Source organism: Micromonospora sp. NPDC127501, assembly GCF_040302185.1.
Classification (GTDB): Bacteria; Actinomycetota; Actinomycetes; order Mycobacteriales; family Micromonosporaceae; genus Micromonospora.
In genome coordinates this window covers 154691-179118 of sequence record NZ_JBEORJ010000010.1, presented here as the reverse complement: position 1 = coordinate 179118, position 24428 = coordinate 154691, and the positions used below count along the sequence as shown (strand labels likewise).

Genomic DNA, 24428 nt, shown 5'->3' with positions numbered 1-24428 from the left:
GTCGCCGTAACCGACAGCGAACGGCCGGACGGCCGACACGATCGCCGGAGGCAGTAGCGCTCAGGTCCAGCGGAGGATGTTCCTACGCCAGGCGTAGAGGATGCCGAGCGCGAGCACGGCCACGAACACCGCCATCTCCACCACCGTCACCAGTCCGAAGCCCGGCCGGTCGAAGACCACCGCCCAGGGGAAGAGGAACACCGCCTCGACCGCGAACAGCACGTACAGGTAGGCGTACACGTAGTAGCGGATCTGCATCTGCGCCCAGTCGGCACCGACCGGGTCGAGCCCGCACTCGTAGCTGGCCCGCTTGCCCGGCGGGTCGGCCGGACGCGCCGGGCGTAACACCCGGTTGGCCGAGAACGCCGTAACGAAGAAGAGAACGCTGACGAGCAGCAGGAGCCCGAGCGTCGCGTACGAGCCCAGGTATCCGTTCACAGTCGGCAGCCTACCGTCCGCCCGGACGGGCCGTCCCAAACACGTTACGGATTTGTTTCCGGATGGGACTAGTGCACAGGGGCAACTGTTACCGAATATTGGACACCCACCCATGTCACCGGAGGACAGATGGCCCGCGTGAAGGCATCGCCCGGTAACCGGGCGGAGGGGCGACGTTCCACGCCCCTGCTGGCGACCGCGCTCGCGCTCGGCCTACTCACGGCGCTCGCCGTCGGGCCGGCCTGGGCCAGCGCGGCCGCACCGGACGCGGACCCGGTCGCGACCTCGGCCGAGCCGGTCAACGAGCCGGGCGGCGAGGAGCCCCCGACCACACCGGCGGAGGAGCCCACCCCTACCGAAGACCCGGGCGGCGAACCGGAGCCGACCGAGCCGGCACCGGAGACCACCGCACCACCACCGGAGACGACGCCGCCGGCACCGGTGACCACCGCCCCGGAGGTTCCGCCAGCGCCGACCACCAGCGCGCCCGCACCGGGCGGCACCACCCGACCGCCCAGCCCGGCTCCCCCGGTGCCACCGACGGCGCCCCCCGCCCCGCCAACACCGCCGGGGCCGACGGTCCGCCCGCCCGCGCCGGGTTCGGCGCCGCCGCCGCAGAGCCCGCTGGGCGTGCAGGTCACCACCGGCGACGTCACCCTCACCGAGGCGTACTGGAACACGCCGAGCACCGCCGCCACCCTCCAGGTCACGGTGCACAACACCGGTACCACCACGGAACAGATCCGACTCTCGTACACGCTGCCCGCCGGGCTGACCGACGTCGGCACGAAGGGCTGCGCGGCCGCCGGTGGTGGGACGTACCGCTGCGGGGCCTGGACCGCCGGAGCGGGCGTCCGGTTCAGCACCGTGCTGCGGCTGCGGGTCGCCGGCACGGCGTGGAAGCAGATGCCGCTCAGCGGCTCGGTCCAGGTCATCGCGGACGCGCCGGGAGCGGCCGGGGAGGCGACCGACGACCAGGGCTTCGCGGTGCTCTTCCCTGCCGGCCCGCCGGTGCCCGGGATCGCACTCGCCGCCGACGAGGTGGCCTTCGACATCAGCGGCGGCCCCAGCACCCTCACGCTCCGACTGGGCAACACCGGCGCGGTGGACGCCGCCGGCCGGGTCGAGGTCGTCCTCCCGGCCGGGGTGACCGTGCCGGCCCCACCGATCGGCTGCGTGGCGGTCGACCCGACGCGTACCCGCTGCGACGCCGGTCTGGTGCTGGCGGGCACGACCGCCGAGATGCAACTGCCGGTGGAGGCGACGCCGCAGGCGCAGCGGGAAGCGCCGCTGTCCGGGGCCGTGATCGGTCAACTCGATCCACGCAGCGGCCCCACCCGTCGGGTGCAGATGAGCTTCCGGATCACCGCGGCGGCCGCACTGGCCACGCCGGTGGTCTCCCCGCCCGCACCGACCGGCTCGCAGGGCGTACTGCCCGCCGGTGCCGCGACCGGAGACGGCGGGTTGACCTCGGTGCAGCGCACCGCGGTGATCCTGATCGCGGTCTCCACGCTGCTGGTGGTGCTGGCTCTCACACTGGCCACGACCTCGCTGCGCCGCCGGCTCGGCGGCCCGCCGCCCGAGCCCGCGCCCAACCCCACCGACTGATCGACGGACGACCCCGGCGCCGCGCGGCCGGGGTCGTCGGTGCGACCCGGTTGGTGATCTGAATTACGGCGGGCGGGGCGTAACACCGCAAATGTGGGCGTTTCGCGACCACTTCGGGTCCCAGTCGGCGGACCTCCGGGGATGGTTAGGGCTCCCTTAGACGTAGGCTCTCAGGTGAGGAACGACAGCGGCCGGACCAGCCTGGGGCGGTGCGGTGAAGCGTTGCGTCAAGGAGGTTCCGTGGCCGGGCAAGCCCCGCAGTCGCGAACGAAGGTGGCACAGTGACCAAGCAGATCCGTCAACTCGACCGCGTGGTCATCCGGTTCGCCGGTGACTCCGGCGACGGCATGCAGCTGACCGGCGACCGGTTCACCTCGGAGACGGCGCAGCTCGGCAACGACATCTCCACGCTGCCAAACTTCCCCGCCGAGATCCGGGCTCCCGCCGGCACCCTGCCCGGCGTGTCGAGCTTCCAGGTGCACTTCGCCGACTACGACATCCTCACGCCGGGCGACGCGCCCAACGTGCTGGTGGCGATGAACCCGGCGGCGCTCAAGGCCAACCTGGCCGATCTGCCGCGCGGCGCGGACATCATCGTCAACACCGACGAGTTCACCAAGCGCAACCTCGCCAAGGTCGGTTACCAGACCAGCCCGCTGGACGACGACTCGCTGGCCGGTTACGTCGTGCACCCGGTGGCGCTGACCTCGATGACGGTCGGCGCGCTCGCCGCCCATCAGGTGTCCAAGAAGGACGCCGAGCGGTCGAAGAACATGTTCGCGCTCGGCCTGCTCTCCTGGATGTACTCCCGGCCCTACGAGTCGACGCTGCGCTTCCTGGAGCGCAAGTTCGCGGCCCGTCCGGAGCTGGTCGCCGCGAACGTCGCCGCCTTCAAGGCCGGCTGGAACTTCGGCGAGACCACCGAGGACTTCGCGGTCCGCTACGAGGTCAAGCCGGCCAAGATGAAGCCGGGCACGTACCGCAACATCACCGGCAACGCGGCGCTCTCGCTGGGGTTGGTCGCCGCCGGGGTCCGCTCCGGGCTGCCGGTCTTCCTCGGCGCGTACCCGATCACGCCCGCGTCGGACATCCTGCACGAGCTGAGCAAGCACAAGCGCTTCGGCGTTCTCACCGTGCAGGCCGAGGACGAGATCGCCGCCGTCGGCGCCGCACTGGGCGCCTCCTACGGCGGGTCGCTCGGCGTGACCACCACCAGCGGCCCCGGCGTGGCGCTCAAGAGCGAGACGATCTCGCTCGCGGTGGCGCTGGAGCTGCCGCTGGTGATCGTGGACGTGCAGCGCGCCGGCCCGTCGACCGGCATGCCGACCAAGACCGAGCAGGCCGACCTCAACATGGCCCTCTACGGTCGGCACGGTGAGGCGCCGGTCGCGGTGATCGCGCCCCGGTCACCGTCGGACTGCTTCTTCGCGGCGCTGGAGGCGGCCCGGATCGCGCTCACCTACCGCACCCCGGTGATCCTGCTGTCCGACAACTACGTCGCCAACGGCTCCGAGCCGTGGCTGCTGCCGGACGTGGAGTCGCTGCCCGACCTGCGGGTCGAGTTCGCCACCAAGCCCAACGGCGAGGACGGCACCACCTTCCTGCCCTACCTGCGTGACCCGGAGACCCTGGCCCGGCCGTGGGCGATCCCCGGCACCGCGGGCCTGGAGCACCGGATCGGCGGTCTGGAGAAGGCCGACAAGACCGGGGACATCTCCTACGACCCGGCCAACCACGACTTCATGGTGCGCACCCGGGCCGCCCGGATCGAGACCATCCCGGTGCCGGACATCGAGGTGGAGGACCCGGACGGCGACGCCCGGGTGCTGGTCCTCGGCTGGGGCTCGACGTACGGGCCGATCGGCGCGGCGTGCCGCGGGGTCCGCCAGCGTGGCCTCTCCATCGCCCAGGCGCACCTGCGGCACCTGGCACCGATGCCGGCCAACCTCGGTGAGGTGCTCCGCTCGTACGACAAGGTGGTCATCCCGGAGATGAACCTGGGCCAGTTGGCCCACGTCATCCGGGCCCGCTACCTGGTCGACGCGATCAGCTACAACCAGGTCCGCGGCCTTCCGTTCACCGCCGCGGAGCTGGAGACGACGCTGGAAGAGGTGCTGAAGAATGTCTGAGCCCGTCGCCGTCAAGCTCACCGCCAAGGACTTCAAGTCCGACCAGGAGGTGCGCTGGTGCCCCGGCTGCGGTGACTACGCGATCCTGGCAGCCATCCAGCAGTTCATGCCGGAGCTGAACATCCCCCGGGAGCGCACCGTCTTCGTCTCCGGGATCGGCTGCTCGTCCCGCTTCCCGTACTACATGAACACGTACGGGATGCACTCGATCCACGGTCGGGCCCCGGCGATCGCGACCGGTCTATCCGTGTCCCGGCCGGACCTGTCGGTCTGGGTGGTCACCGGCGACGGCGACGCGCTCTCCATCGGTGGTAACCACCTGATCCACGCGCTGCGGCGCAACGTCAACCTCAAGATCCTGCTGTTCAACAACCGGATCTACGGCCTGACCAAGGGCCAGTATTCTCCGACGTCCGAGGTCGGCAAGATCACCAAGTCGACGCCGGCCGGTTCGGCGGACGCCCCGTTCAACCCGCTCTCGCTCGCTCTCGGGGCGGAGGCCAGCTTCGTGGGCCGCACCATCGACTCCGACCGCAAGCACCTCCAGTCGGTGCTTCGGGCCGCCGCGGAGCACGAGGGCTCGGCCTTCGTGGAGATCTACCAGAACTGCAACATCTTCAACGATGGGGCGTTCGACCAGCTCAAGGACCCGTCCACCCGGGACGACTACCTGATCCGCCTGGAGCACGGGCAGCCGATCACCTTCGGCGCCGACGGGCAGTTCTGTGTGGTGCACCCGCCGGGCGGCTTCGGCCTGGAGGTCCGGGACACCAACTCGGTCCGCCCGGAGGAGATCGTCGTGCACGACGCGACGGTGACCGACCCTGCTTACGCCTTCGCGCTGTCCCGGCTGCCCGGCCTGGACCTGCGCAACACTCCGATCGGGGTGTTCCGCTCGGTGGACCGACCGTCCTACGACAGCGTGGTGCAGGCTCAGCTCGCGGCCGCCAAGGCGAAGGTCACCGAGACCCCCGAGCAGCAGCTCGCCGGCCTGCTGGGCAGCGGCGACACCTGGACGATCATCTGACGTTCGGAACTGAAAGGGACAGGGCCCGCAACCGTTCGGTTGCGGGCCCTTCCCGTTACTGCTGTGAACAGCCTGATCAGAAGACCAGGTTGAAGGCACCCCAGCCGGTGCCGATGACCGCGCCGCTCGAGTCGATCCACTGGCCGTAGCCGTTGGTCGTGTAGAGCCGCATCCGGCCACTGCCGTCAACGCCGAGCATGTCCATCATGTTGTCGCCGCTCCAGTCGCCCGGAACCATGATGTTCTTGAAGCCGCCCCAGCCGCTACCGATCTTGGTACCGAGCGGGTTGGTCCAGCCGCCCTTGCTGTCGGACTGGTACATCTTCAGGTCGCCGGTCGAGGTACGACCGATCAGCACCTCACGCCCGTCGCCCTTCCAGGCCCCAGGGGTGAGGAACAGGTTGAAGCCGTTCCAGCCGGTGCCGATCTTGGTGCCGAGGGGGTTCTCCCAGCCGCCCGCACCATTGCTGGTGTAGCGGACCAGGTCGCCGTTGGACTTGCGCACCAGCAGGCTCGGCCGGTTGTTGCCCAGCCAGTTGTTCGTCACCATGAGCGCGGTGAAGCCCTGCCATCCGGTGCCGATCTTCTGGGCGCCGCCGACGAAGTTGCCCCGGCCATCGGTCTCGTAGAGGAACAGATCACCGTTGGGCTTCATCGCCATGATGGAGGGCTTCTTGTCGCCCTTCCAGTTGTAGACGCGGAACACCCGGCTGTAGATGCCCCAGCCCGCGCCGATCTGCTGGCTCCCGTAGAAGCCGCCGTACCCGTCGTTGGAGAAGCCACTGCCGTAGAACAACCCCAGGTTGCCGGCGGCGTCACGGGCGAGCAGGTCGGTGTGACCGTCGCCAGTCCAGTCCGCGTTGACTAGCGGCGGACGGGTCAGGTCCGCCTTGATGGAGTTGTTGTAGTAGCTCAACCGCTCGTAGTAGCCGGGCGACGAGCCACACGGCTGGAAGCCCCAGTCGGTGATGCCGACCTGGACCCCGTTGACGAGCAGCGGACCGCCCGAGTCACCCCCGCAGGTGTCGCTGCTCGGCGCGGTGTCGGTGCCCGAGCCAGCGCAGATCATGCGATCGGCGAGGTAGAGCCCGGGGACGTTGCAGTCTTCGTTGGACCGCATCGGAACGGTCGCCTTGCGCAGCCGACTGTCCGGCTCCAGCTCGTCGGACGTGGTGACGCCGTAGCCCGCGATCTGGGCCTGCGTGCCAGCCACGTACGGAGTCTGGTCACCCTGGGCGCTCAACGGCACCGCGGTGTAGGCGCTGGGCAGGTTCTGCTTCAGCGTGAGGACCGAGACGTCGTCCACGATGGGCGCGGTGTCGGGGTTCTCGTACTGCTGGGCGATGTTCCAGCCCGGGTGGGTCCAGGTCGAACCGACCTCGGCGACAAACCCGCTGCCACCGACGAGCTGGCCGTTGCTGTCGACCAGCCGGTCGTTGCCGGCGATGACCCGAGTGGTGCCGGGCCCGTCGGCGGTGCAGTGGGCTGCCGTCAGCACCTTGTTACGGGCGATGATGGTGCCGGTGCACCAGTACCAGTAGAAGTCCGGGCCGTCCTGGAGGGTGGTGACGATACCCACGATGTACGGAAACTCGGAGGCGCTCGCCAGGGTCCCCTGGAAGACCTTGGGAGAGGCACCCGTACCGGACTGGAAGGTCCGGCCCTGGGCGCCCGGCTTGGGAAGCGTGAGCTTCCCCTTGTGCAGGTTCGGCAGCTTGCTCAACCGGTCCGGTCGCGAGCTGCTCGCCACGTCGTACGCGCCGCCGGCTGGGGCGGCGCTAGCACTGGTCGTGGGTGCCACGGCCGCCACGCCCGTGAGAGCGAGGCCCGCCACGACACCGGCGTACCACCGCCGTCGGGCTCCTGCGGATGTTGCCACTTCAGCCACTGATTGCTTCCCGTCGTTCGATTAACGAGGCACTCGGAACTGCCCGGGATGACCTGCGTGGGACGCGACGGGTGAACGACAAACCACACCAGGGCGAGTCCGCCGAAATTGAAGATTTCCCCGTCGTGCCTGCGCCAACGACGCTGCACCGGCAAGCCCCGGCAGCGACACCCATTGACAGCTCTAAGCCGAGACACCGTAGCAAGGGTTCGATCGGGAAGCTGCCCTGCGACGAGGTTTTTCCATGATCCGCAACCGGACCGCGATAAAGCGACGGGGTCAGCGCAGCCGCGCCTCATCCGGACGGTTGTGGCGTCAAGCCGCCTGGTGTTCAGAAACTGGATGTCCCGCCCCCGAGGGATGGCCGTTCCGCTGTGGATCGGCCTCCCCCGGACGACGAGGGACAAGCGGTCAGCGGGCGGCGCCGGCTGGCACCCAGAGATTGTCGATCTCCTTCTCGGCCGCCGCGAGACTCGCCTCGTGCAGCGGGATCAGCTCGGCCATCGCCGGCACCGACGGTGCCAGGGTCAGCTCGGCGCTGATGAAGCGCGGCTGCATGCCGGTCATCGACAGGCCGTGCGGGAGCCACGGCTCGGCGTGGTCCCAGCCGTAGCGAGGGGTGCCCTCGCCGTAGCCACCGCCCCGGGTGGCCAGCACCACGAACTCGCGCCCGCCGAGCAGGCCCTCCTGCGTCGTCGGGTCGTACGCCAGCCCGGGAACGATCAGGTGGTCCACCCAGGATTTGACGCTGCTGGGCGCACCGAAGTTGTAGAGCGGCAGGCCGAGCAGCACCACGTCGGCCCGCTTCACCTCGTCGACGAGCCGCTCGCTGAGCTGCCAGGACTCACGCTGGGCCGGCGTGTGCTGGTCCGGAGGGGTCATTCGCGCCAGCCCACCCTCCGCGTCCAGGTGCGGCAGCGGCTCGGCGCCCAGGTCCCGGTAGGCCACGGTGCCGTCCGGGTGGGCCGCACGCCATGCGTCGACCGCGCGGGCGGTGAGCCGCCGGCTGACCGACCAGTCACCGCGGATACTCGAGTCGATATGCAGTAGATGCATCATTCCTCCTTCAGGGATCGTTCGTGAAGCACCAACTATTTATAGCAGGCCGATGTTCCGCGGAGTCGGTAGACTGGGTCACATGTCCGCGCAGCCGCTCGACTCCTCAGAGCACCGCTCGGGCGCACTCCTGGACCATCTGGCCCGGCGGATGCGACTGCGGTCGGAGTCGGTGCTGGCGCCGCTGGGGCTACGCCCCCGGCATCTGGTCGCGCTCACCGTGCTGCGTGCCGGCGGCGGCACCGGGCAACAGGCGCTCGCCACCATCCTGGAAATGGACAGCACCAACATCGTCGGGCTGCTCAACGACCTGGAGGCGAAGCAGCTGATCGAGCGTCGGCGCTCACCCGAGGATCGCCGCCGACACGTCGTCGAACTCACCGAAGATGGGGCAAAACGCCTCAGTGAGGCCGAATGCGCCCTGGCCGGTGCCGAGGACGAGGTGCTGGGCGCACTGGATCCCGCCGAGCGGGAGACGCTCTACAAACTGCTCAGCCGGGCTTCCAGCGGCACGGCGGTCAACTGCACCGAGGCGATCTGCGTCGCAGACGACACCTGCTGACGCCGCCCCAGCACAGCGGCGACAGCGGCGGGATGCCAGCGCTCACATCAGCCGGCGGCGGTAGGACGGTCAGGCGGTGGTGGCCGACTGGGGCCGGTCGTCGCGTACGTGCACCAACATGTCGCCGGTCTCGATCACCGCGCCGGCCCGGTCGGCCAGGGTGACCACCTTGCCCCGCCGCACCAGGGCGATCACCAACGACTCCAGCTCGCGCGGCGAGCGACCCACCTCGTCCCGCTCGGCGGAACGCATCGCCAGCGCCATGCCCTGGCCGGGAGTGAGCAGGTCCTCCACCACGTCGATCAGCGGCGGTGCCGAGGTGGACAGGCCGAGCAGCCGGCCGGCCGTGGCCGAGGAGACGATCACATGGTGCGCGCCACTCTGCTTGAGCAACGGGGCGTTCTCCGCCTCCCGTGCCGCCGCGATGATGCGGACCTGCCCGGCGGTGAGCTGCCGAACCGTCAGCGCGACCAGCACCGACGCGTCATCGCTGTCGGTCGCGATGATCACGGCCTTGGCGCTCTTGACGTGCGCCTCGTTCAGCACCGACGAGCGGGTCGCCGAGCCTTCGATCGCCACCAGGCCGGCGGAGGTGGCCTGCCGCAGGGCGGCGGCGCTGCGCTCCACCACCACGATCCGCGAGCGGTCCAGACCGTTCTCCATCAGGGCGGAGACAGCGCTGCGCCCCTTGGTGCCATAGCCGCAGATGATGACGTGGTCCTTCACGGCTCTCCTCCACCGCGACAGGCGACGGCCGGTCCGGTACTGCTCGGTCAGAACTTCCAGAGTGGTGCCGACCAGGATGATAAGGAAGATCACTCGGGCCGGGGTGATGAAGAGGACGTTGACCAGCCGGGCCGACGGCGCGGCAGGCGTGATGTCCCCGTAGCCGGTGGTCGAGAGCGACACGACCGCGTAGTAGAAGCAGTCGAGGAGGGTGAGGCCGTCCTCGTTGACATCGCGGTAGCCGTCCCGGCCCAGGTAGACCGCGGCGACCACGGCGAAGACCAGGCCCAGGGCGGCGGCGAGCCGAAGGCTCAGCGCGCTCAGTGGGCCCCGACGCTGTGCGGGAAAATGGATCACCGTCGAACCTGCTCCCCCGCCGTCGCCTGCACGCCCACAACATAGCGGGTACACGGGCGACCGCACGTCGGGGTCGCACAGCGGCGAGGCGCACACCCACCTGCACCGGTGAGAGCCTCGGGTCCGCGCCGTCGGAGCGGCGCGGACCCGGACGGGTCGGCCCGAAGGGCCGAGGGCGGGCATGATGAGGGTGTTCCCGACGACGACCGCGAGAGTGAGGCCGGCATGTCGTTACTGCGACGAGTGATCGGCGGGGTGCTGCGCCGCCACCGCCAGCGTCAGGGCCGCACGTTGCGCGAGGTGGCCGCGTCGGCCGACGTCTCCGTGCCCTACCTCTCGGAGGTCGAGCGGGGCCGGAAGGAAGCCTCGTCGGAGGTGCTGGCGGCGATCTGCCGAGCGCTCGGCATCAGCCTCGCCGACCTGCTCGGCGAAGCCCGCGACGACATGCGCCGGGTCGAGCCGCGCCTCCCGGCCGCGCCGCGCGCCGCGCTCACCCACCTGGAGCGGGTCGATGCGACTCGGCGGGAGATCGGCAACGCCACCCTGCTGGTGGGTCCACGTGTCGGCGGGTTCGTCCTGCACCGCGGGCCGGTGGCGAGCGAGCCGACCCTCAGCGTCGATGGAAAAGTCTCCGCTGGTGGCTCTCGCCCCGGTCCGCGTACCGCCGCCCTGGCTGACTGCGCACAGACCCGGCTGGGCCTGCGGCGGCTGACCGTCGCGTAGGCCGCGTGGGTTCTGCCGTCGGCGGATCTGCCGGCGGCAGAATCACTGGGCCAGCCACCGCCGTCGCCCGCACGCTGAAGGGGCCGGTCCACCGGGTGGTCCCCACCGTCCGCCGGCACGGCGGAAGGCGGCGGCACATGATCGGGTACCACGTGCGGATGCTGGAGGGCGGGCAGCCGTCCTTCGGTGACCAGGTGTTCGAGCGGCTGCTGCGGGAGCGGATCGTATTCCTCGGCACCGAGGTGACGGAGGAGTCGGCCAACCAGATCTGCGCTCAGATCCTGCTGCTCGCCGCCGAGGACGACGACCGCGACATCTACCTCTACATCAACTCGCCGGGCGGTTCGGTGAGCGCGGGAATGGCTGTCTACGACACGATGCGCTACGTCCGCAACGACGTGGCGACGCTGGCGCTCGGGTTCGCCGGCTCGATGGGGCAGTTCCTGCTCTGCGCGGGTACGGCCGGCAAGCGGTACGCGCTGCCGCACTCGCGGATCATGATGCACCAGCCGTCCGGCGGGATGGGCGGAACCGCCGCTGACATCACCATCCAGGCGGAGAACATGCTGCACGTGAAGCGGACGATGCAGGAGCTGATCGCCCAACACAGTGGACGAACCCTCGACGAGATCCAGCGCGACTGGGACCGGGACCGGTGGTTCACCGCCGAGCAGGCCCGGGAGTACGGCCTCATCGACCAGGTGGTCACCCGAGCCGAACAGCTGCCAACGCTCTGATCAACGTCTGGTGGCTCCGGTACCACCAGACTTGAGAAGCCGAAGAGGCGCTCATCGAACAGTGATCACGATCCTCGGCTGGAGTAGGAGCGGGCGAGCTCGTCCTCAACGAACGCGGGCTTGGCCAGCGTGAACGCCGGGATGGCCGCCACGAGGGCGACGGCGAGCAGAAACAGCAGCGGCAGGGTCCATCCGCCGCTCAGGTCGTGCAGCAGCCCGACGATCAGAGGACCGAGCGCGCCGAGCGCGTACGCGATCCCCTGCGCGAAGCCGCTCAGCGCGACGGTGCCGCCCTGGGTTCGGGTGCGTACGTTGATGAGTACGAGGCTGACCGGGAACAGGATCGAGCCCGAGCCGATGAGCAGCACCCAGAGCGGTGTGAGTGTCCTGGGCGCGAGCAGCAGGCCGAGGTAGCCGAGCACGAAGCTGGCGGTACCGGCGGCGATCAGCTGGCTGACAGCGCGCAGCCGCGCGACGAGCAGGGGTGCGATGAGCGCGATAGGGGCGCTGATGAGGCCGGTGAGGGCGAGCAGCACACCGGCTTCGGTCGGCGTCGAGCCGGCGATGTCGCCGAGGATCTCGGGCAGCCACGCGAAACACGCGTAGGTAAGGATCGTGCTGGTCGAGAACACGACGGTGATCGACAGGGCCACGCGTGACCGCCACAGTCGCGTGACGAGGGTGGTGGGCGGAGGCTCGACGGCGTCGGCGTCCGAGAGTCGTCCGCGGCGCTCCCGCGTGATGATGACGAGCCACGGAACGAGCGCGACTACCGAGGTCGCCGCCCATATGCCGAGCGAGAACCGCCATCCGACCTGCTCGGCGACCGGGGCGGCGACCGCGGCGGGCAGGGCCGTGCTCACGCCCAGGATGCAGACGTAGATGGCGGTCAGCAGCGCTGTCCGGTCGGGGAAGTAGCGCCGCACGACCGGCGGCAGCAGCACATTGCCGATGCCCGTGCCGGCGAGCGCGACGACACTGCCGACGAGCAGCACCGCGTAGCCCGGGGCGACTGCGCGCACGAGATGGCCGACGGTCATGAGCAGCAGCGCCAGCACGATGCCGCCGTCGAGGCCGATTCCGCGGGCGACGCGCGGCGCGACGAACCCCGATACCGCCAGCAGGATCGGTGGCAACGTGCCGAGCAGCCCGACGCCGATGTTCGATATCGGGATGTCCACCCGGATGTCGCCGAGGATCGGCGACATCACCGCAACCGTCTGCCGCAGGGTGAGCGCGACAAGCACGATGCCCAGCAGCGCCGCCACGCGTCCCGCCCACAAGGTAAGGGGTTTATCGGCAGACATCCCCTTACCATAGTGCTCCAGGCGGGATTGTGATCATTACGGTTCGATGAGCGCCTGGCAGGCGAAATGGCTGTTCAATTGAGCGCCGCGGCCCCCGGCGGCTCAACCAAAGACAAGATCCCCGGGCTGGAGTACCAGGCGAAGACCCATGCTGACTGCTCGGGCAGGACACGGGATCAGGGGATGCAGCGGGAAGGGCCGAACGACGCTGCTGCTCAAGATCTTGCTAGACAGCTTCGCTCGCGCCAGACCGATCGGTCACCGCGAGGTCGTCGCCGTCCTTCGCGATTGCGTGCCCCCGGCAGGATTCGAACCTGCGACACACGGTTTAGGAAACCGATGCTCTATCCCCTGAGCTACGGGGGCGCGAGGGCACAGTCTAGCGACCTGGGCGCCCAGCGGGGGTGGCAGGGAGTGGCCGACGTTCACCCCGTCACCCGGGCCCGCGTCTGCCCAGTTCATGACCACGGCTTGAGCACACGACCCCGGTTGCGACCGGCCCGGACGGTACGTTGGCCAGCCAGGCGTACGACGCGGCGGGCTGCGCACTGGTGCCTGTCCACGCGAGCGCGACGTCCGAACGGGTCGTCGGCGCGCGAGAATTTTCAAGTCTGCGGTAAGAAAGTCGGCGCGCGACGACAAGTACTGGTGTGAGACCACCACCTGGAGGAATGGTGCCGGACGCCGACACAACCGCCGCGGACCACCAACGCCTTACCGACCTGTTTCGACGACACGGCAATGCCATCTACGCCTACGCCAGCGATCGACTGAGCGGGGACGACGCCCAGGATCTCGTGGCTGAGGTCTTCGTCGTGGCCTGGCGGCGACTAGAAACCATCCGAGTGGGCGAGGAGCGCCCGTGGCTGTTCGGCGTCGCGCGGCGCCTCCTACTGCAGCAGCACAGGCACCGCGCAGACCAGTCGGCACTGCAGGATCGCCTGAATTCGACTGCCGAGCACTACCCCGGTCCTGGCGGTGGCCCCCTGTGGGAGGGGCGGACCGAGGTCGTGGCGGCCCTGGCGAAGCTGCCCGAAGCCGACCGCGAGGCGCTGCTCCTGCGGTACTGGTACGACCTCAGCGGCGGGGAGTCGGCGAAGGTGCTGGGGTGCACCGCGGCAACGTTCGCGGTGCGGCTGCACCGGGCGCGTCGCCGGTTCAAGAAACTATATGAGGCCCACTCGGTCGATACGCGCCTGGTGCCGGACAACAGCCTGACGGCGTACATGAGGGGATTGCAGTGAAGCGGCAGGGTAGCGAGACCGAAGAGCTGATCACTCGTGCGCGGCCGGTTGCCCGGGTCGACTTCACGACGAGCCCACAGGGAGAGAGAATGCTCGCCCGGATCCTGGAAGTGCCTCGGCAGCCGGAGAAGCGTTCGCGGAAGCGAATCCCGATTATCGCGGCGATGGTCGCTGCTGGAGCGATCTTCGCAGGTGGCGCGACCGCAGCGGTTGGCGGCTTCCACGCGCCGGTCGCACCGCCGGAAGCACAGCCAGCCAACGGCGACGCGTTCGTCTGCGGGACGGCGGGCATGCGTCGAATGGGTGAAGCCGTGGCTCGGGATGGCGAAACTCCTGTCGACGCCTGCCGCCGATCCTGGGAACGGATCTTCAGCGACGAGGCGCCCGCTCACCTGTACGCCTGCGTCCAGCGCGTCGACCCGAGCCCGTCACCGGGTGGCACTGAGTCCCCGGCTCCGACGTGGGGCAAGCTCGTCTACGTTCTCGACGGTCAACAGTTCAAGAACGCGCCCGAGACCTGCGGTTCCGTGAAAATGCTTGTCGCTCCGACTGGCAACTGAGAGACCGCTGGCCTTCCCGGTGAGCATGCCGGGAAGGCCAGCGGAACTTCGCTGTCAAGGATGCCGATGCCCTATCGGAGGACGATCACGGGTAGTTCGGCTTCCAAGGCGAGGGGACCGAGCCGCAGACGTGAACTCCGTCGATCTTGTCATTCGGGCTTCCGGAGACGCCGTCCTCCCTCGTGTCCAAGGCGAGGTTCGACCGATACTGCTTCGATCCAACGGTCACCATCTTGCTCCAGTTACCCGAACCGTTGTAGTTGTAGAAGTACGAGGTGGTGCCGGAGGACTGCTGGTTCGTGATGGACGAGATCCGGTCGTTCCAGTAGCCGCCGCCAGAGTAGGCGTAGTTACCCAGGTTCCATTCGCGACCGCAGACGGAGAAAACAAGTTCCTCGCCGCCGTACTGCCGGTCCGTGTAGACGCAGACGTAGTAGATGTTGCAGGAGGCCAAGGGGACGATCGGCGAGTCAGCCTGCCTGGCACCGTCCTTGACCGGGCTGCGGAATCGCATGGTGAGACCGGGTGCCATTTCGACGGTGGTCTGGTCGATCTGGCGCGCGCCAGGCGTGCGTGAAATGACATCGTCGATGCCCTGCTGCAGCTGGGCCTTGGTCGGTGCGACCGTGGCGTTGTTCCAGTCGTAGGCGCCCACGTTCACCTTGTCGGCAGGCGTCGGTGAGGTCCCTGCGCTCGGCGCCGCCGAGGCGGCGATGGGCGACGCGAGGAGTGCGGCAGTCGTCAACAGAGCGGTCAGCCCCGTCCGGAACATAGAAATGCGCACAGTGGAGTCCTTTCACCAAGCATTGTGTGCCAGCATGAGGAATCGCTTCTCGGTTGTGACCTCTTAGAGGTAACCCGAGGTCCTGCGGCCGATTGATCGCAGGATGATCATCGCCTGTTGATACGACAGCAGGCGTGGCAGTGTTCTTCTCAGTGACGTTCCGTTGAAACCTCCCCCGTTTCACGGCTGCGCAGGCAAGATGGCCAAAAAAGCTGGCATCAATCTCGCGTTGACAATTTCTACCACAGGCGAGTGGACTCCGGTTGCCCGTTGATTGCCAGCTGCCACCACGAGCGGAGCAACCCAATGCAACAAATGTCCGATTGAAAGGTGACGATCCGTGCTGGCCCCAGCAGAAGAACCTGCTGACCGACGTTGTGCGTCGTGGACAGTGAGTGAGCTAGCGACAGAAGTGCGATTCGCAGAATCTGGATCACACGCGATGCGCGGCACCCGCCGGGTTCCCCTAGCGGCCTCGGCGGCACTCGTCGGCTTGGCCAATCCTCGCCGCCAACAGCGCCCGCGCCGCCACGCGCTCGTCCGCAGCGCCGGCTTTCACCTGGTCTGCCGGGGCTTCTCGCAGCGCTGGCTGATTCACCCGTGGGGCACTTCGGCCCGAGCAGCAGCACCGGCCCGAGCAGCAGGATCGCCGGCCACCTGGCGCCCCGGTCTCGTCGGGCGGCGACAACCACCCCGGCGACGATGAGCGCCAGGACGCCGAGGAGCGAACTCCGTCAGATTGCCGACCCACCTGAACGACGCCGGCCCGCGGCGTATCCGCGCAAGGGGTCGGCGCCCACCTGCCTCACGGACAGCGACAAGAACATTCACCGGGAGGAATGGGGCGGAACCCTCCCCGCGCGCCCTGCAATGGATGCCCGGAACAGGCCGGCACCAGATCTCGAAGCCGGCCGTCGAATGCACGATTGCCAGTTCCATTGACGGCAGTTTTTGCCCAATTCCAGGCTTTTGGCAGGTAATGATCACTGCGGGTCCCGCCCCAGCCGCGATCGGGATAACGTCGGCCGACCAAGTCGCGGAACGGGGGCGCCCCGCAATTGTGGGTCGTGCGCTGCATTTCCACGACACAGATGCACCTCAGGTGTTGAAAGGAAAGCATCTTGTCGCATCGCAGAAGTCTGTCCGAAAGAATGTTGGACGCACTACTGGTCATCGGAGTGGCCGTCACCCTGATCGCAACCGGCGGGTCGGCACCCGCGCTGGCCTACACCGAGGCGGTTCAGGGAACCGGCAACTCCGCTCCGTGGTTCGACTTCGACAAGAATCCATCAAGCGCGTTGAACAGCACGCTCACGGCGTACGTCAGCGTGGGTGGCGTGCGTTACCGCATCAGCCAGCGTGCCGGCAGCGGCAACGGGAGCACCAACGAATGCCTGTCCAATCAGGGATGGCTGCCCAACGGCTACTACTGGGCAGACGGAAGGGACAGCACCCGCTTCGAGCACATCAACAAGACCTGGGGCAACGAGGTCGTCCGCGGCTGGGTCTGGAACCTCGGATCGAAGAAGTGCTCGGGTTCCACCACCCGCACCGAACTGTTCATCCACTCGCAAGGAACGTCCGGATGGACGAACTCCAACTACGCGTCCAACGGGTGCATCAAGATTAACCAGACCGACCGCACCCATCTGCACAACCGGTTCAACGCCGCATACGACAAGTCCAACGGCTTCCTCCAAGTAGTCAGCTGAGAGATCGGACCTCTGACATGGACAACTCGAATCGTCGTAACCGTGCATTGCTGTCGGTAGCCGCACTCATCGCGGCCACAATCGGCGCCTCCGTCATCCTTCAACCAGCGGCCCACAGCGAACAGCCCAGCTTGATCCGCGATCAGGTACTTCGCCACGAGCAGTTGGTGGCGGACTGCATGAAGGAGCGGGGCTTCGAATACGAGGTGACCGTTCCGGGCGACCTCCTGGTCGAGGAGGCGCGCGCCGCAGCTGAGGCTGACGGCCGCGACATCAGGGCCGCAGTGGAGCAGGCATCCGCCGCGCGTGGCACGTCGCCCAGTCCGAACGAGCTGTTGGTGGCCGGGCTGGAGCCCCGGCAGCAGCAGGCCTGGGGGGATGCTCTCTGGGGCACGGACGCCGCCGCCGGTTGCATGGACAGCACGTTGCAAGCCGCCGCTCGGGTCGACGTGGACGCCGGGCTTCGACGCGCGGAGGCCATCCTCGCCCAGGCCAAGTCCGACCCCACGGTCCAGTCAGCCGAGAAGGCGTACGTCGCCTGCATGACGACCCAGGGATACGGCGTCACATCGGTCGACGGCATCCACGAGTACGTGGGCAAGCGCGCCGAGGCGCTCAGCGACGAGGCCGGGCAGAAGCTGGAGGACAAGGCGTACGCCCGACACGACGCCTGCGTGCGGCCGTACAACCAGACGTTCAACGCCACCCATCTCCGGCTTCTCGGTGGTAAGTGACGCTGTCGCGACAGCCCGGCTGACCAGGTGATCACACGATCAGCTGACAGCGGCATCGTCCGGTGACGGTCTCGTAGGCGGGGTGGTTGGGCCGGTGTCGGTCCAACCACCCCGCCGCCGTGCGTGGTGGTCGAAGACGGTCGACCTGCTACGAGTTGGCAGGCCGGGCGGCGCGACGACGTTCGGTGAGCCGTCGCGCCTTCACCGCGTTGCCGCAGTCGGCCATGCGACACCAGCGGCGGGAACCGTTGCGGCTCTGATCGAGGAACAGCCAGCCACAGCCACCTTCGAGCACCGGGCAGCGGCGCACCCGGGTCAGGTCGGCCGTCAGCATGACGTCGAGGGCGGACTCGGCGATCCGGTCCGACACCAGCATGGCCGGCACCGTGCCGTAGACCAGCCGTACCTGCGACGAGTCGAGCACGAATCTCGCTCGAACGGCCGCGCCGGACCAGCGCTGATGTAGAGCGACCAGCGCGGCACCGGCGGCGATGGGGTCACCCGCCGTTCCACCGTCCGCGTCGGTGATCGCCGCGAGCAGCACGAGACACAGCCCTTCACGGATGTCCCGTACGGCGGCCAGCCCCGCCTGGGCCGCCGCAGGCTCGTCGTGCCACGCCCGGCCCACCTGGTCGGCCTCCGCGTCGCTGACCACGCCCACCCGACCCGACCAGCGCAGCAGAGCGGAACTGTCGGTCAGGAAGTCGTGCGGCGACTCGCCCCCTCGCTCCAGCGTGTTGACCAGATCGAGTGCTGGGTGGCCGCCGACCAACGGTAGCTGACACACGTCAAGTGGCATACCAGCGATGCTACCACTGAAACTATCTAAGGCGGTTGGCTCTGCGCCGACGCCTGCCCCGCTGTGCCACCCTGCATCCCAACCAGCGCGACGATTTGGGTCCTCAGCGCGAAAAGAGCGAGGGATGCACAACTGCCTATGCTACCGTCAAAACCCAGTTAGGCGGGATCACGGTGCCTCAGCCGTGGCGGCCGATCGCTACACCTCGTTCAGAACCTGGAGGTAGCCAAATGGCGCACGAACGACGCGCGGTCTATGCCCTCGCCGCGTTGTCCGCCGCCACTTTCTGTTACGTCACCACCGAAGTGCTTCCGATCGGCTTGCTCACGCTGATCGCGCCAGACCTGGGACGCTCCAGGTCCGAGGCCGGTCTGCTGGTGACCGGGTACGCCGTGGTGGTCATGATTGTGGCGCTCCCGCTGACCCGGGTCACTCGGCGTGTGCCCCGGCGCCCACTGCTCGCCGGCGCCCTCGGTGTGTTCGCCGCGGCGACGGCGGTGTCGGCCTTCGCAACCTCCTACGAGGTGCTACTCGCCGCGCGGCTGGTGTCCGCCACCACCAACGGTGTCTTCTGGGCGGTGGTGTTCCCGGTGGCGATCTCGATGTTCCCCGCAAACGTCCGAGGCCGCATCGTGGCTCGACTGTCGATCGGTAACGCGCTCGGCCCGGTTCTCGGGGTGCCGCTGAGCACCTGGTTGGGCGGGCAGGCCGGATGGCGGGCGGCCTTCGTCGCGATGGCCGTCTTCGGCTTCGTCACCTGCGTCGCGGTCGCCCTGCTCCTCCCGAGCGTCACACCGCAACAACAGAGTGCCGGCGACACCGGGCCGATACCGGACCGGCCCCGCTTCGTCGTGCTCCTCCTCGCCACCATCCTCGCGGTCACCGGCGCCATGGGCGCGTTCACCTACATGACCGTCTTCCTCCTCGACGTCAGTGGGTTCGCCGCAGCGTCTCTCGGCCTGCTGCTCTTCGTTCAAGGCTCGTTCGGCGTCGCCGGCACCTGGGCGGTCGGCCGTGTCCTGGACCGGTTTCCGCTCGGTGTCGTGCTGGTGCTACTCGGGCTCCTTACCGCCGCGATGCTCGGCCTCTATGGAGTCGGCGCGAGCAAGGCATTGACGGTCCCGCTGCTCGCCGTGGCGGGGATGTCGTTCAGTTCGCTGATCGCGGGAATCCAGCACCGCGTCATGCAGGTGGCCCCGTCGACAACCGACATGGCGTCGGCCAGCCTCAGCGTCGCGTTCAACTTCGGCCTCGCGGCCGGCTCGTTGATCGGCGCGGGTCTGCTGGCGACGGCCGGGGTGCGCGTCATTCCACTGTTCGGTGGCCTGCTGACGGCCGTGGCGATCGCGTTGCTCGCCGGCCACGAGATGTCCCGCAGGAGGGGAAGGAACCACAAGTTCGACCACAGCAGTTGGTCGGTGCGACCGATCCCCAGCCGCGATGCCGAGAAGCCGCCGGCCAGCAGCGTGCGGACATAGCTGGTGCGGCGTCCCCTGAGCTACTGGTGCGCGAGCACGACCTGGGGTGGCAAAGAGCGGCCCGGCGCGGAGAGTGGTCCTCCGCGCCGGGCCGCCGCATCGGCTGGGGTCAGCTGGTCACACAGTCGGCCAACACGCCCGGGCCGGTGCCGGTGCCCTGGAAGCCGAAGGTGGTCGACTGCCGGCCGAGAACTCGTCCGTTGTAGCTCACGTTGGTGAACCCTACGGTTCCGCTGGTGCCGCTGACCTGCGCGTTCCAGGCGCTGGTGACCGCGCCGCCGGGCAGCGGGACGGTCACGGTCCAGCCATTGATGTCCGACTTGCCGGCGGTGACCGTCACGCTCGCGGTGAAACCGCCAGCCCACTGGTTGACCGCGATCGACGCGTAGCAGCCGTCACCGGCCGGCGGAGTGGTGGTCGGCGGAGGGGTGGTCGGCGGAGTGGTCGTGGGCGGGGTCGTGGTCGGCGGAGTGGTCGTCGGCGGAGTGGTGGTGGGCGGGTTGGGCGCGCCGTTGGCCAGGCTGAAGGCCAGGTCGGGCTGGAACGAACCGGCCGTGAAGCGGCAGCCGTCCGCCTCTCCCGGCGGCTTCACCCACAGGTACGCGTCGATGTTGGCATCGCCGGTGTTTGTCGTCGGGTACTGCCCGATGCGCCGGTCGGTGTTGTCGTCGCCGCACCAGTCCCCGCTGGCGCCCCCGTTGCGGCTGGTGTCGATGACCTGGCGCTTGCCGGAGATCCCCATGCCGTTGAGGGAGGAGATGACCGCCCGACCGAAGTTCGCCTCGCTGGAGGTCGAGTTGTAGTTCGACACGTTGGTGAAGAAGCCGTCGGCGTACTGCACGCCGGCCGCCCGGAGCCGGTTTGCCGTCTCACCCGCGCTGTTCCAGGTGGAGTGGCCGCCGTCGAGGTACACCTTGGCGTTGGGGTTGCCCGACTTGATGGTCCGGGTGGCCGTCGAGATCGCCTGGTTGCGCGCGTCGATCTCGGCGGCGCTCAGGCACGTCAGCAGAGCGAGCGAGTCGGTTTCCAGAATGATGATGACGGTCTGGTTGCCCAGTCCCCTGGCGAAGTTGGACACCCACGTCTGGTACTGGTTGAGGTCCGGCGCCCCACCGGCGCTGGCCCCGCCGCAGTCCCGGTTGGGGATCTCGTAGACGGCCAGGACCGGGATCTGCTGCGCCGCGTTGGCGGCGCCGATGTATCCGGAGACCTCGGACTGCACGGTCGAGGGGTTGAAGTTGGCGAACCAGCGCGCCTGCGGCTGACTCGCGATCTTGTCGCGGATGACGGCCGTACGCGAGTCGCCGGGGTTGGCGGCCACCCAGCGGACGACGGCCGAACTCGGGTCACGGTAGAGCGACCCGGACAGCGTGCCGGCGGAGGCGCTGCTGACGGCGAGGCAGACGCCGACGGCGGTGGCGCCCGCGACGGCCGCCACGCTGATGGCCGCCGATCTGCGGCGGAGCGAGGAGAGGATAGCCACGACGTGTTGCCTCCAGATCACATAGATGTATCTAAGTTCATGGGAGCGTTCCCAAGGACGTTAGCGGAGGCACGCACCGCTGCCAAGGTGTGGGCACTCGTCGATGAGTCAGATGCCCGTGTTTGGGGGTCCGTGTCTGGATGTCACGACTGGTAGGCAGTCAGGAGCCGTAGATGCTGACCTTCAGCTTTTCTCGAATGGCTGCCGCCTGCACCTCGTCACGTCCGTCATAGACATCCAAGGCCTGATGCCACACCTTCCACGCGGAGGCCAGGTCACCCGCGGCTTCGTAGGTGTCGCCGAGGCGGGCCAGCGCGCTGGCCTGGAGGGTGGTCTCGCCGACCTCCGCAGAAAGGTTGACCGCACGCCGCCCACAGGAGAGTGCCTGGGCGTGGTCGCCCCGTTGGTGGTGGACATGCGCCAGGCTGTCCCACACGTACGCCTCACCGTGGCGGTCGCCCAAGCGTTGCATGAGAGCAACGGCCCGTCCGCAGTAGTCAAGAGCGCGGGTGTGGTCGCCCAGCAGGCTGTGATACCACCCGACCGCGTTGAGTGCGCTGGCCTCACCAGATTCGGGGCCCGCATGCCGATGGAGGTGCAGCATCTGTTCGGCGTGTGCCAGCGCGTCACGGTAGCTTCCCTGGCGCTCGGCCAACCAGGACAAATTGCTGTGGACCTGCGCCTGTCCGGTCCGGTCCCTGATCTCGACGTACAGCTTCAAGGCAGACCCGTGGTGCTGGCGGGCACGTTCGTAGTGCCCCAGGCGGGTGTGGGCGTTGGCGAGGCCGCGATGGCAGCGGGCCTCGGCCCTGCGGTCCTTCAGTCGCTGCGCAGCGACGAGACCGGTGGCCTCGACCGCAGCCCACTCGTGCCACCACCCGCATCGGTTGAGAAAGGTGGTCAGTGTCCAGCCCAGTTGCCAAGCGTGCGCATCGAACCCGTTCGAGGCTGCCATGTCGACGGCCGCGACGAGTGCCCGCCGTTCGTGCGTGTACCAGGCGAACGCCGCGTCGCTGTCGGTGAGAACCTCCGTTGTCACGCCGGGCCGCGGCGCTGCGAGGTCTATCGAGTCACGCCGGTGCGGATAGATCAGGCGATCGGCGACATGGGCGGTGTGCAGGTAGTGATCGAGCATCCGATGCCGCGCGGCGCGCAGATCGCGCTCGGTCTCGTGCACGTTGACGAGTTCGCGCGCGTATGCGCGCAGGAGATCGTGGAGCGCGTACCGGTCGGTCGAACGCCGCTCGACCATGTGGACGGCTACGAGGTCGGCCAGCAGTCGGCTGGTCTGGTCCAGCGGCAGGCCGGCCAGGCTGGCGCAGGTCGAGACGGCCATCTCCAGGCCGTGGTGCAGGCCGAGCAGGCGAAACAGTCGGGCGTGTTCGGGGCCGAGAGCGCGGTAGGAGCCGGAGAGAACAGTCCGGAGGTCGGACCGCGGATCGTCGCCGGCAAGGACGTCCAGGTCCCCGCCGCTCCCGAGGCGACTGGCGAGGACCTCGATCGAGAGCTGGGCGTCGGTGGCGGCACGCGCCGCGACGATGGCCAGCGCCAGGGGTAGTCCTGCGCACCGGCGGATGATCTCGTCGACGGCTCCCGCGTCCCGCACGACCCGGGCGACGCCGAGTCGGCGGGTGAGCAACTCGTGCGCTTCCACCTCGGTCAGCATGCCGAGCGAGACGGGTTGAGCTCCTTCGTTCACGACGAGTCCGGTGAGCCGGTTCCGGCTGGTGACCACGACCAGGCAGGACGGGCTGCCCGGCAGCAGCGGGCGCACCTGTGCCGCATCGTGGGCGTTGTCCAGGACGACCAGTACCCGTCGGTCGGCCAGGACACTGCGGTAGAGACCCACCTGGGCGTTGAGCCCGGGAGGTATCCGGTCTGGTGGAACGTGCAACGCTTCCAGGAAGTCTCGCAGGACGTCGGTGGGCTTGAGGGCCGCCGTTCCGTCCGGGCCGAACCCGTCCAGGTTCACAAAGAGTTGCCCGTCCGGGAAACGGTCGCGGACCCGATGTGCCCAACGGACGGCCAGCGCGGTCTTGCCGACACCGGCATGGCCCACGATGGACAGGACCGTCGGGTGCGGCTGGTCAGTGGGATCGGTCGCCAGCGCCGCATCCAACTCGGCCAGACTGGCGGAACGGCCGACGAACAGGGCCCCTTGCAGAGGAAGTTGAGCTGGGCGAACAGGTGTCGTACCGGCGCCGGACGCAAGGGTGACGCTCTCGGGACGCGTCGACGGGTCGAGGGCCCGGTCTTGCCGAAGAATCGCCTCGTACCTCTTACGCAGCTCGTCGCCCGGGTCGACGCCCAGTTCATCGGCGAGCGTGGCGGCGACGCGCTGGTACGCCTCGATCGCCTCGGCCTGCCGCCCGGACTGGTAGAGGCCGGTCATCAGCATGGCCGCGAGCCGCTCGCGCAGCGGATGTCTCGCCACCAGATCAGTCAGTTCGGCGACCACGGCGGCCCCGCCGCCAAAGGTCAGCTCGCACTCCAGACACTCTTCGAGAACCGCGATGCGCATCTCCTCCAACACGGCCGCCTCGCGCTCCAGCACGATTCCGTTCAGATCCGCGAGCGCGGCACCCCGCCACATCGACACCGCCTGACGTAGCACGACGGCGGCCTTGCGCTTGTCATCGAGCGCCACGAGGCGTCGCCCCTCGGACACGGCGTCCTTGAATCGGGCGAGGTCCAGCTGACTCGCGTCGACCCGAAGCCGGTAGTTGGCGCGCTCACCATCCAGCAGGTGCGCCGCACCGTAGCGATCAAGTGTGCGACGCAGCTGCCAAATTCCGCTGTGGATCTGGTTGCGAGCTGTGGCGGGCGGATCCCCGCTCCAGGCGACGGCGATCAGGTCCGCGGCGGACACCAGCTGACCGTGGCGGAGGAGCAGACCGGCCAGCAGCCTTCGCTGCCGCTCGCCGCCCAGCTCAACGCGTCGGCCGCCAGCGCGAACCTCCAGGGGCCCGAGCACCATGAAGTCGATCGGCACCGCCACGATGACACCCCCGTTGTGCAGATCGGCCCGTAGGGTAGTCATCTGGTATCAGAGTGTCAAGATCGCGCTTTACTGGTC

General features: G+C 68.6%; 20 protein-coding genes and 1 tRNA gene. 11 read left to right on the top strand and 10 right to left on the bottom strand.

Features of this window, described 5'->3' with window-relative positions:
• Positions 1 to 60 precede the first annotated feature (60 nt).
• Positions 61 to 438, bottom strand: coding sequence for an NADH-quinone oxidoreductase subunit A (ndhC, locus tag ABTW72_RS22825; RefSeq protein ID WP_112673889.1), 378 nt, complete (start codon positions 436 to 438; stop codon positions 61 to 63).
• Between the two features lie 129 nt (positions 439 to 567).
• Here ndhC and ABTW72_RS22820 point away from each other — a divergent pair, with 129 nt between their 5' ends.
• From ABTW72_RS22820 to ABTW72_RS22810, 3 genes are all read left to right on the top strand, one after another.
• Complete coding sequence (locus ABTW72_RS22820; RefSeq protein WP_350861657.1) at positions 568 to 2046, top strand: hypothetical protein; 1479 nt, start codon at positions 568 to 570, stop codon at positions 2044 to 2046.
• 281 nt (positions 2047 to 2327) lie between these two features.
• The gene (locus ABTW72_RS22815; protein WP_112581690.1) at positions 2328 to 4175 is read left to right on the top strand and encodes a 2-oxoacid:acceptor oxidoreductase subunit alpha; all 1848 of its coding nucleotides are present in this window, start codon (positions 2328 to 2330) and stop codon (positions 4173 to 4175) included.
• Positions 4168 to 5202 carry a 2-oxoacid:ferredoxin oxidoreductase subunit beta gene (locus tag ABTW72_RS22810; protein ID WP_124854264.1) on the top strand — a complete coding sequence of 345 codons (1035 nt, stop codon included), beginning with the start codon at positions 4168 to 4170 and terminating at the stop codon, positions 5200 to 5202. The genes ABTW72_RS22815 and ABTW72_RS22810 overlap by 8 nt, the downstream gene beginning before the upstream one ends.
• Positions 5203 to 5278: 76 nt before the next feature.
• On the opposite strand, the gene ABTW72_RS22805 is transcribed toward ABTW72_RS22810, so the two are convergent.
• A complete protein-coding gene (locus ABTW72_RS22805; protein ID WP_350861655.1) occupies positions 5279 to 7036 on the bottom strand; it encodes a trypsin-like serine protease in 1758 nt (585 codons plus the stop codon).
• A 465-nt stretch (positions 7037 to 7501) separates the two neighbouring features.
• Positions 7502 to 8146, bottom strand: a complete 645-nt coding sequence (locus ABTW72_RS22800) for an FMN-dependent NADH-azoreductase (protein ID WP_350861653.1) — start codon at positions 8144 to 8146, stop codon at positions 7502 to 7504.
• A gap of 82 nt (positions 8147 to 8228) precedes the next feature.
• On the opposite strand from ABTW72_RS22800, the gene ABTW72_RS22795 reads away from it, so the two are divergent.
• Complete coding sequence (locus ABTW72_RS22795; RefSeq protein ID WP_350861651.1) at positions 8229 to 8708, top strand: MarR family winged helix-turn-helix transcriptional regulator; 480 nt, start codon at positions 8229 to 8231, stop codon at positions 8706 to 8708.
• Between the two features lie 69 nt (positions 8709 to 8777).
• Here ABTW72_RS22795 and ABTW72_RS22790 read toward each other — a convergent pair whose 3' ends face one another.
• A complete protein-coding gene (locus ABTW72_RS22790) occupies positions 8778 to 9791 on the bottom strand; it encodes a potassium channel family protein (protein WP_030329269.1) in 1014 nt (337 codons plus the stop codon).
• A 225-nt stretch (positions 9792 to 10016) separates the two neighbouring features.
• Between ABTW72_RS22790 and ABTW72_RS22785 the strand changes: the two genes are divergently transcribed.
• Together ABTW72_RS22785 and ABTW72_RS22780 are read left to right on the top strand one after the other, a co-directional pair.
• A complete protein-coding gene (locus tag ABTW72_RS22785) occupies positions 10017 to 10514 on the top strand; it encodes a helix-turn-helix domain-containing protein (protein ID WP_350861649.1) in 498 nt (165 codons plus the stop codon).
• Positions 10515 to 10651: 137 nt separating this feature from the next.
• Positions 10652 to 11251 (top strand): ClpP family protease, encoded by a 600-nt coding sequence (locus ABTW72_RS22780; protein ID WP_350861647.1) that lies wholly within the window; start codon positions 10652 to 10654, stop codon positions 11249 to 11251.
• Between the two features lie 65 nt (positions 11252 to 11316).
• Here the strand turns inward: ABTW72_RS22780 and ABTW72_RS22775 are convergent, their stop codons facing one another.
• Both ABTW72_RS22775 and ABTW72_RS22770 read right to left on the bottom strand, forming a co-directional pair.
• Entirely contained in the window at positions 11317 to 12558 is a 1242-nt protein-coding gene (locus tag ABTW72_RS22775; protein ID WP_350861645.1) for an MFS transporter, read from the bottom strand.
• Between the two features lie 293 nt (positions 12559 to 12851).
• A tRNA-Arg gene (locus ABTW72_RS22770) sits at positions 12852 to 12924 on the bottom strand.
• Positions 12925 to 13232: 308 nt separating this feature from the next.
• Between ABTW72_RS22770 and ABTW72_RS22765 the strand changes: the two genes are divergently transcribed.
• Positions 13233 to 13802, top strand: a complete 570-nt coding sequence (locus ABTW72_RS22765; RefSeq protein ID WP_350861643.1) for an RNA polymerase sigma factor — start codon at positions 13233 to 13235, stop codon at positions 13800 to 13802.
• Positions 13799 to 14362, top strand: coding sequence for a hypothetical protein (locus ABTW72_RS22760; protein ID WP_350861641.1), 564 nt, complete (start codon positions 13799 to 13801; stop codon positions 14360 to 14362). Before ABTW72_RS22765 ends, ABTW72_RS22760 begins: the two co-directional genes overlap by 4 nt.
• A gap of 85 nt (positions 14363 to 14447) precedes the next feature.
• Here ABTW72_RS22760 and ABTW72_RS22755 read toward each other — a convergent pair whose 3' ends face one another.
• On the bottom strand, positions 14448 to 15146 hold the full coding sequence (locus tag ABTW72_RS22755; protein WP_350861639.1) for a hypothetical protein: 699 nt from the start codon (positions 15144 to 15146) through the stop codon (positions 14448 to 14450).
• Between the two features lie 1178 nt (positions 15147 to 16324).
• On the opposite strand from ABTW72_RS22755, the gene ABTW72_RS22750 reads away from it, so the two are divergent.
• Together ABTW72_RS22750 and ABTW72_RS22745 are read left to right on the top strand one after the other, a co-directional pair.
• A complete protein-coding gene (locus tag ABTW72_RS22750; protein ID WP_244166043.1) occupies positions 16325 to 16858 on the top strand; it encodes a hypothetical protein in 534 nt (177 codons plus the stop codon).
• 131 nt (positions 16859 to 16989) lie between these two features.
• Positions 16990 to 17592, top strand: a complete 603-nt coding sequence (locus ABTW72_RS22745) for a hypothetical protein (RefSeq protein ID WP_350861638.1) — start codon at positions 16990 to 16992, stop codon at positions 17590 to 17592.
• Positions 17593 to 17740: 148 nt separating this feature from the next.
• Here the strand turns inward: ABTW72_RS22745 and ABTW72_RS22740 are convergent, their stop codons facing one another.
• The gene (locus ABTW72_RS22740) at positions 17741 to 18391 is read right to left on the bottom strand and encodes a CGNR zinc finger domain-containing protein (RefSeq protein ID WP_350861636.1); all 651 of its coding nucleotides are present in this window, start codon (positions 18389 to 18391) and stop codon (positions 17741 to 17743) included.
• A gap of 230 nt (positions 18392 to 18621) precedes the next feature.
• Here ABTW72_RS22740 and ABTW72_RS22735 point away from each other — a divergent pair, with 230 nt between their 5' ends.
• Positions 18622 to 19869 carry an MFS transporter gene (locus ABTW72_RS22735; RefSeq protein ID WP_350861634.1) on the top strand — a complete coding sequence of 416 codons (1248 nt, stop codon included), beginning with the start codon at positions 18622 to 18624 and terminating at the stop codon, positions 19867 to 19869.
• Between the two features lie 109 nt (positions 19870 to 19978).
• On the opposite strand, the gene ABTW72_RS22730 is transcribed toward ABTW72_RS22735, so the two are convergent.
• Both ABTW72_RS22730 and ABTW72_RS22725 read right to left on the bottom strand, forming a co-directional pair.
• The gene (locus ABTW72_RS22730) at positions 19979 to 21352 is read right to left on the bottom strand and encodes a glycoside hydrolase family 6 protein (RefSeq protein WP_350861632.1); all 1374 of its coding nucleotides are present in this window, start codon (positions 21350 to 21352) and stop codon (positions 19979 to 19981) included.
• A gap of 160 nt (positions 21353 to 21512) precedes the next feature.
• Entirely contained in the window at positions 21513 to 24392 is a 2880-nt protein-coding gene (locus ABTW72_RS22725) for an AfsR/SARP family transcriptional regulator (protein WP_350861630.1), read from the bottom strand.
• Positions 24393 to 24428 lie beyond the last annotated feature (36 nt).

Bases quoted from the DNA above. Each gene is read 5' to 3' on its own strand.
- ABTW72_RS22810 (WP_124854264.1), top strand. From the start codon at position 4,168: ATGTCTGAGCCCGTCGCCGTCAAGCTCACCGCCAAGGACTTCAAGTCC.
- ABTW72_RS22795 (WP_350861651.1), top strand. From the start codon at position 8,229: ATGTCCGCGCAGCCGCTCGACTCCTCAGAGCACCGCTCGGGCGCACTC.
- ABTW72_RS22735 (WP_350861634.1), top strand. From the start codon at position 18,622: ATGGCGCACGAACGACGCGCGGTCTATGCCCTCGCCGCGTTGTCCGCC.
- ABTW72_RS22725 (WP_350861630.1), bottom strand. From the start codon at position 24,392: ATGACTACCCTACGGGCCGATCTGCACAACGGGGGTGTCATCGTGGCG.
- ABTW72_RS22820 (WP_350861657.1), top strand. From the start codon at position 568: ATGGCCCGCGTGAAGGCATCGCCCGGTAACCGGGCGGAGGGGCGACGT.
- ABTW72_RS22800 (WP_350861653.1), bottom strand. From the start codon at position 8,146: ATGCATCTACTGCATATCGACTCGAGTATCCGCGGTGACTGGTCGGTC.
- ABTW72_RS22775 (WP_350861645.1), bottom strand. From the start codon at position 12,558: ATGTCTGCCGATAAACCCCTTACCTTGTGGGCGGGACGCGTGGCGGCG.
- ABTW72_RS22780 (WP_350861647.1), top strand. From the start codon at position 10,652: ATGATCGGGTACCACGTGCGGATGCTGGAGGGCGGGCAGCCGTCCTTC.
- ABTW72_RS22785 (WP_350861649.1), top strand. From the start codon at position 10,017: ATGTCGTTACTGCGACGAGTGATCGGCGGGGTGCTGCGCCGCCACCGC.
- ABTW72_RS22740 (WP_350861636.1), bottom strand. From the start codon at position 18,391: ATGCCACTTGACGTGTGTCAGCTACCGTTGGTCGGCGGCCACCCAGCA.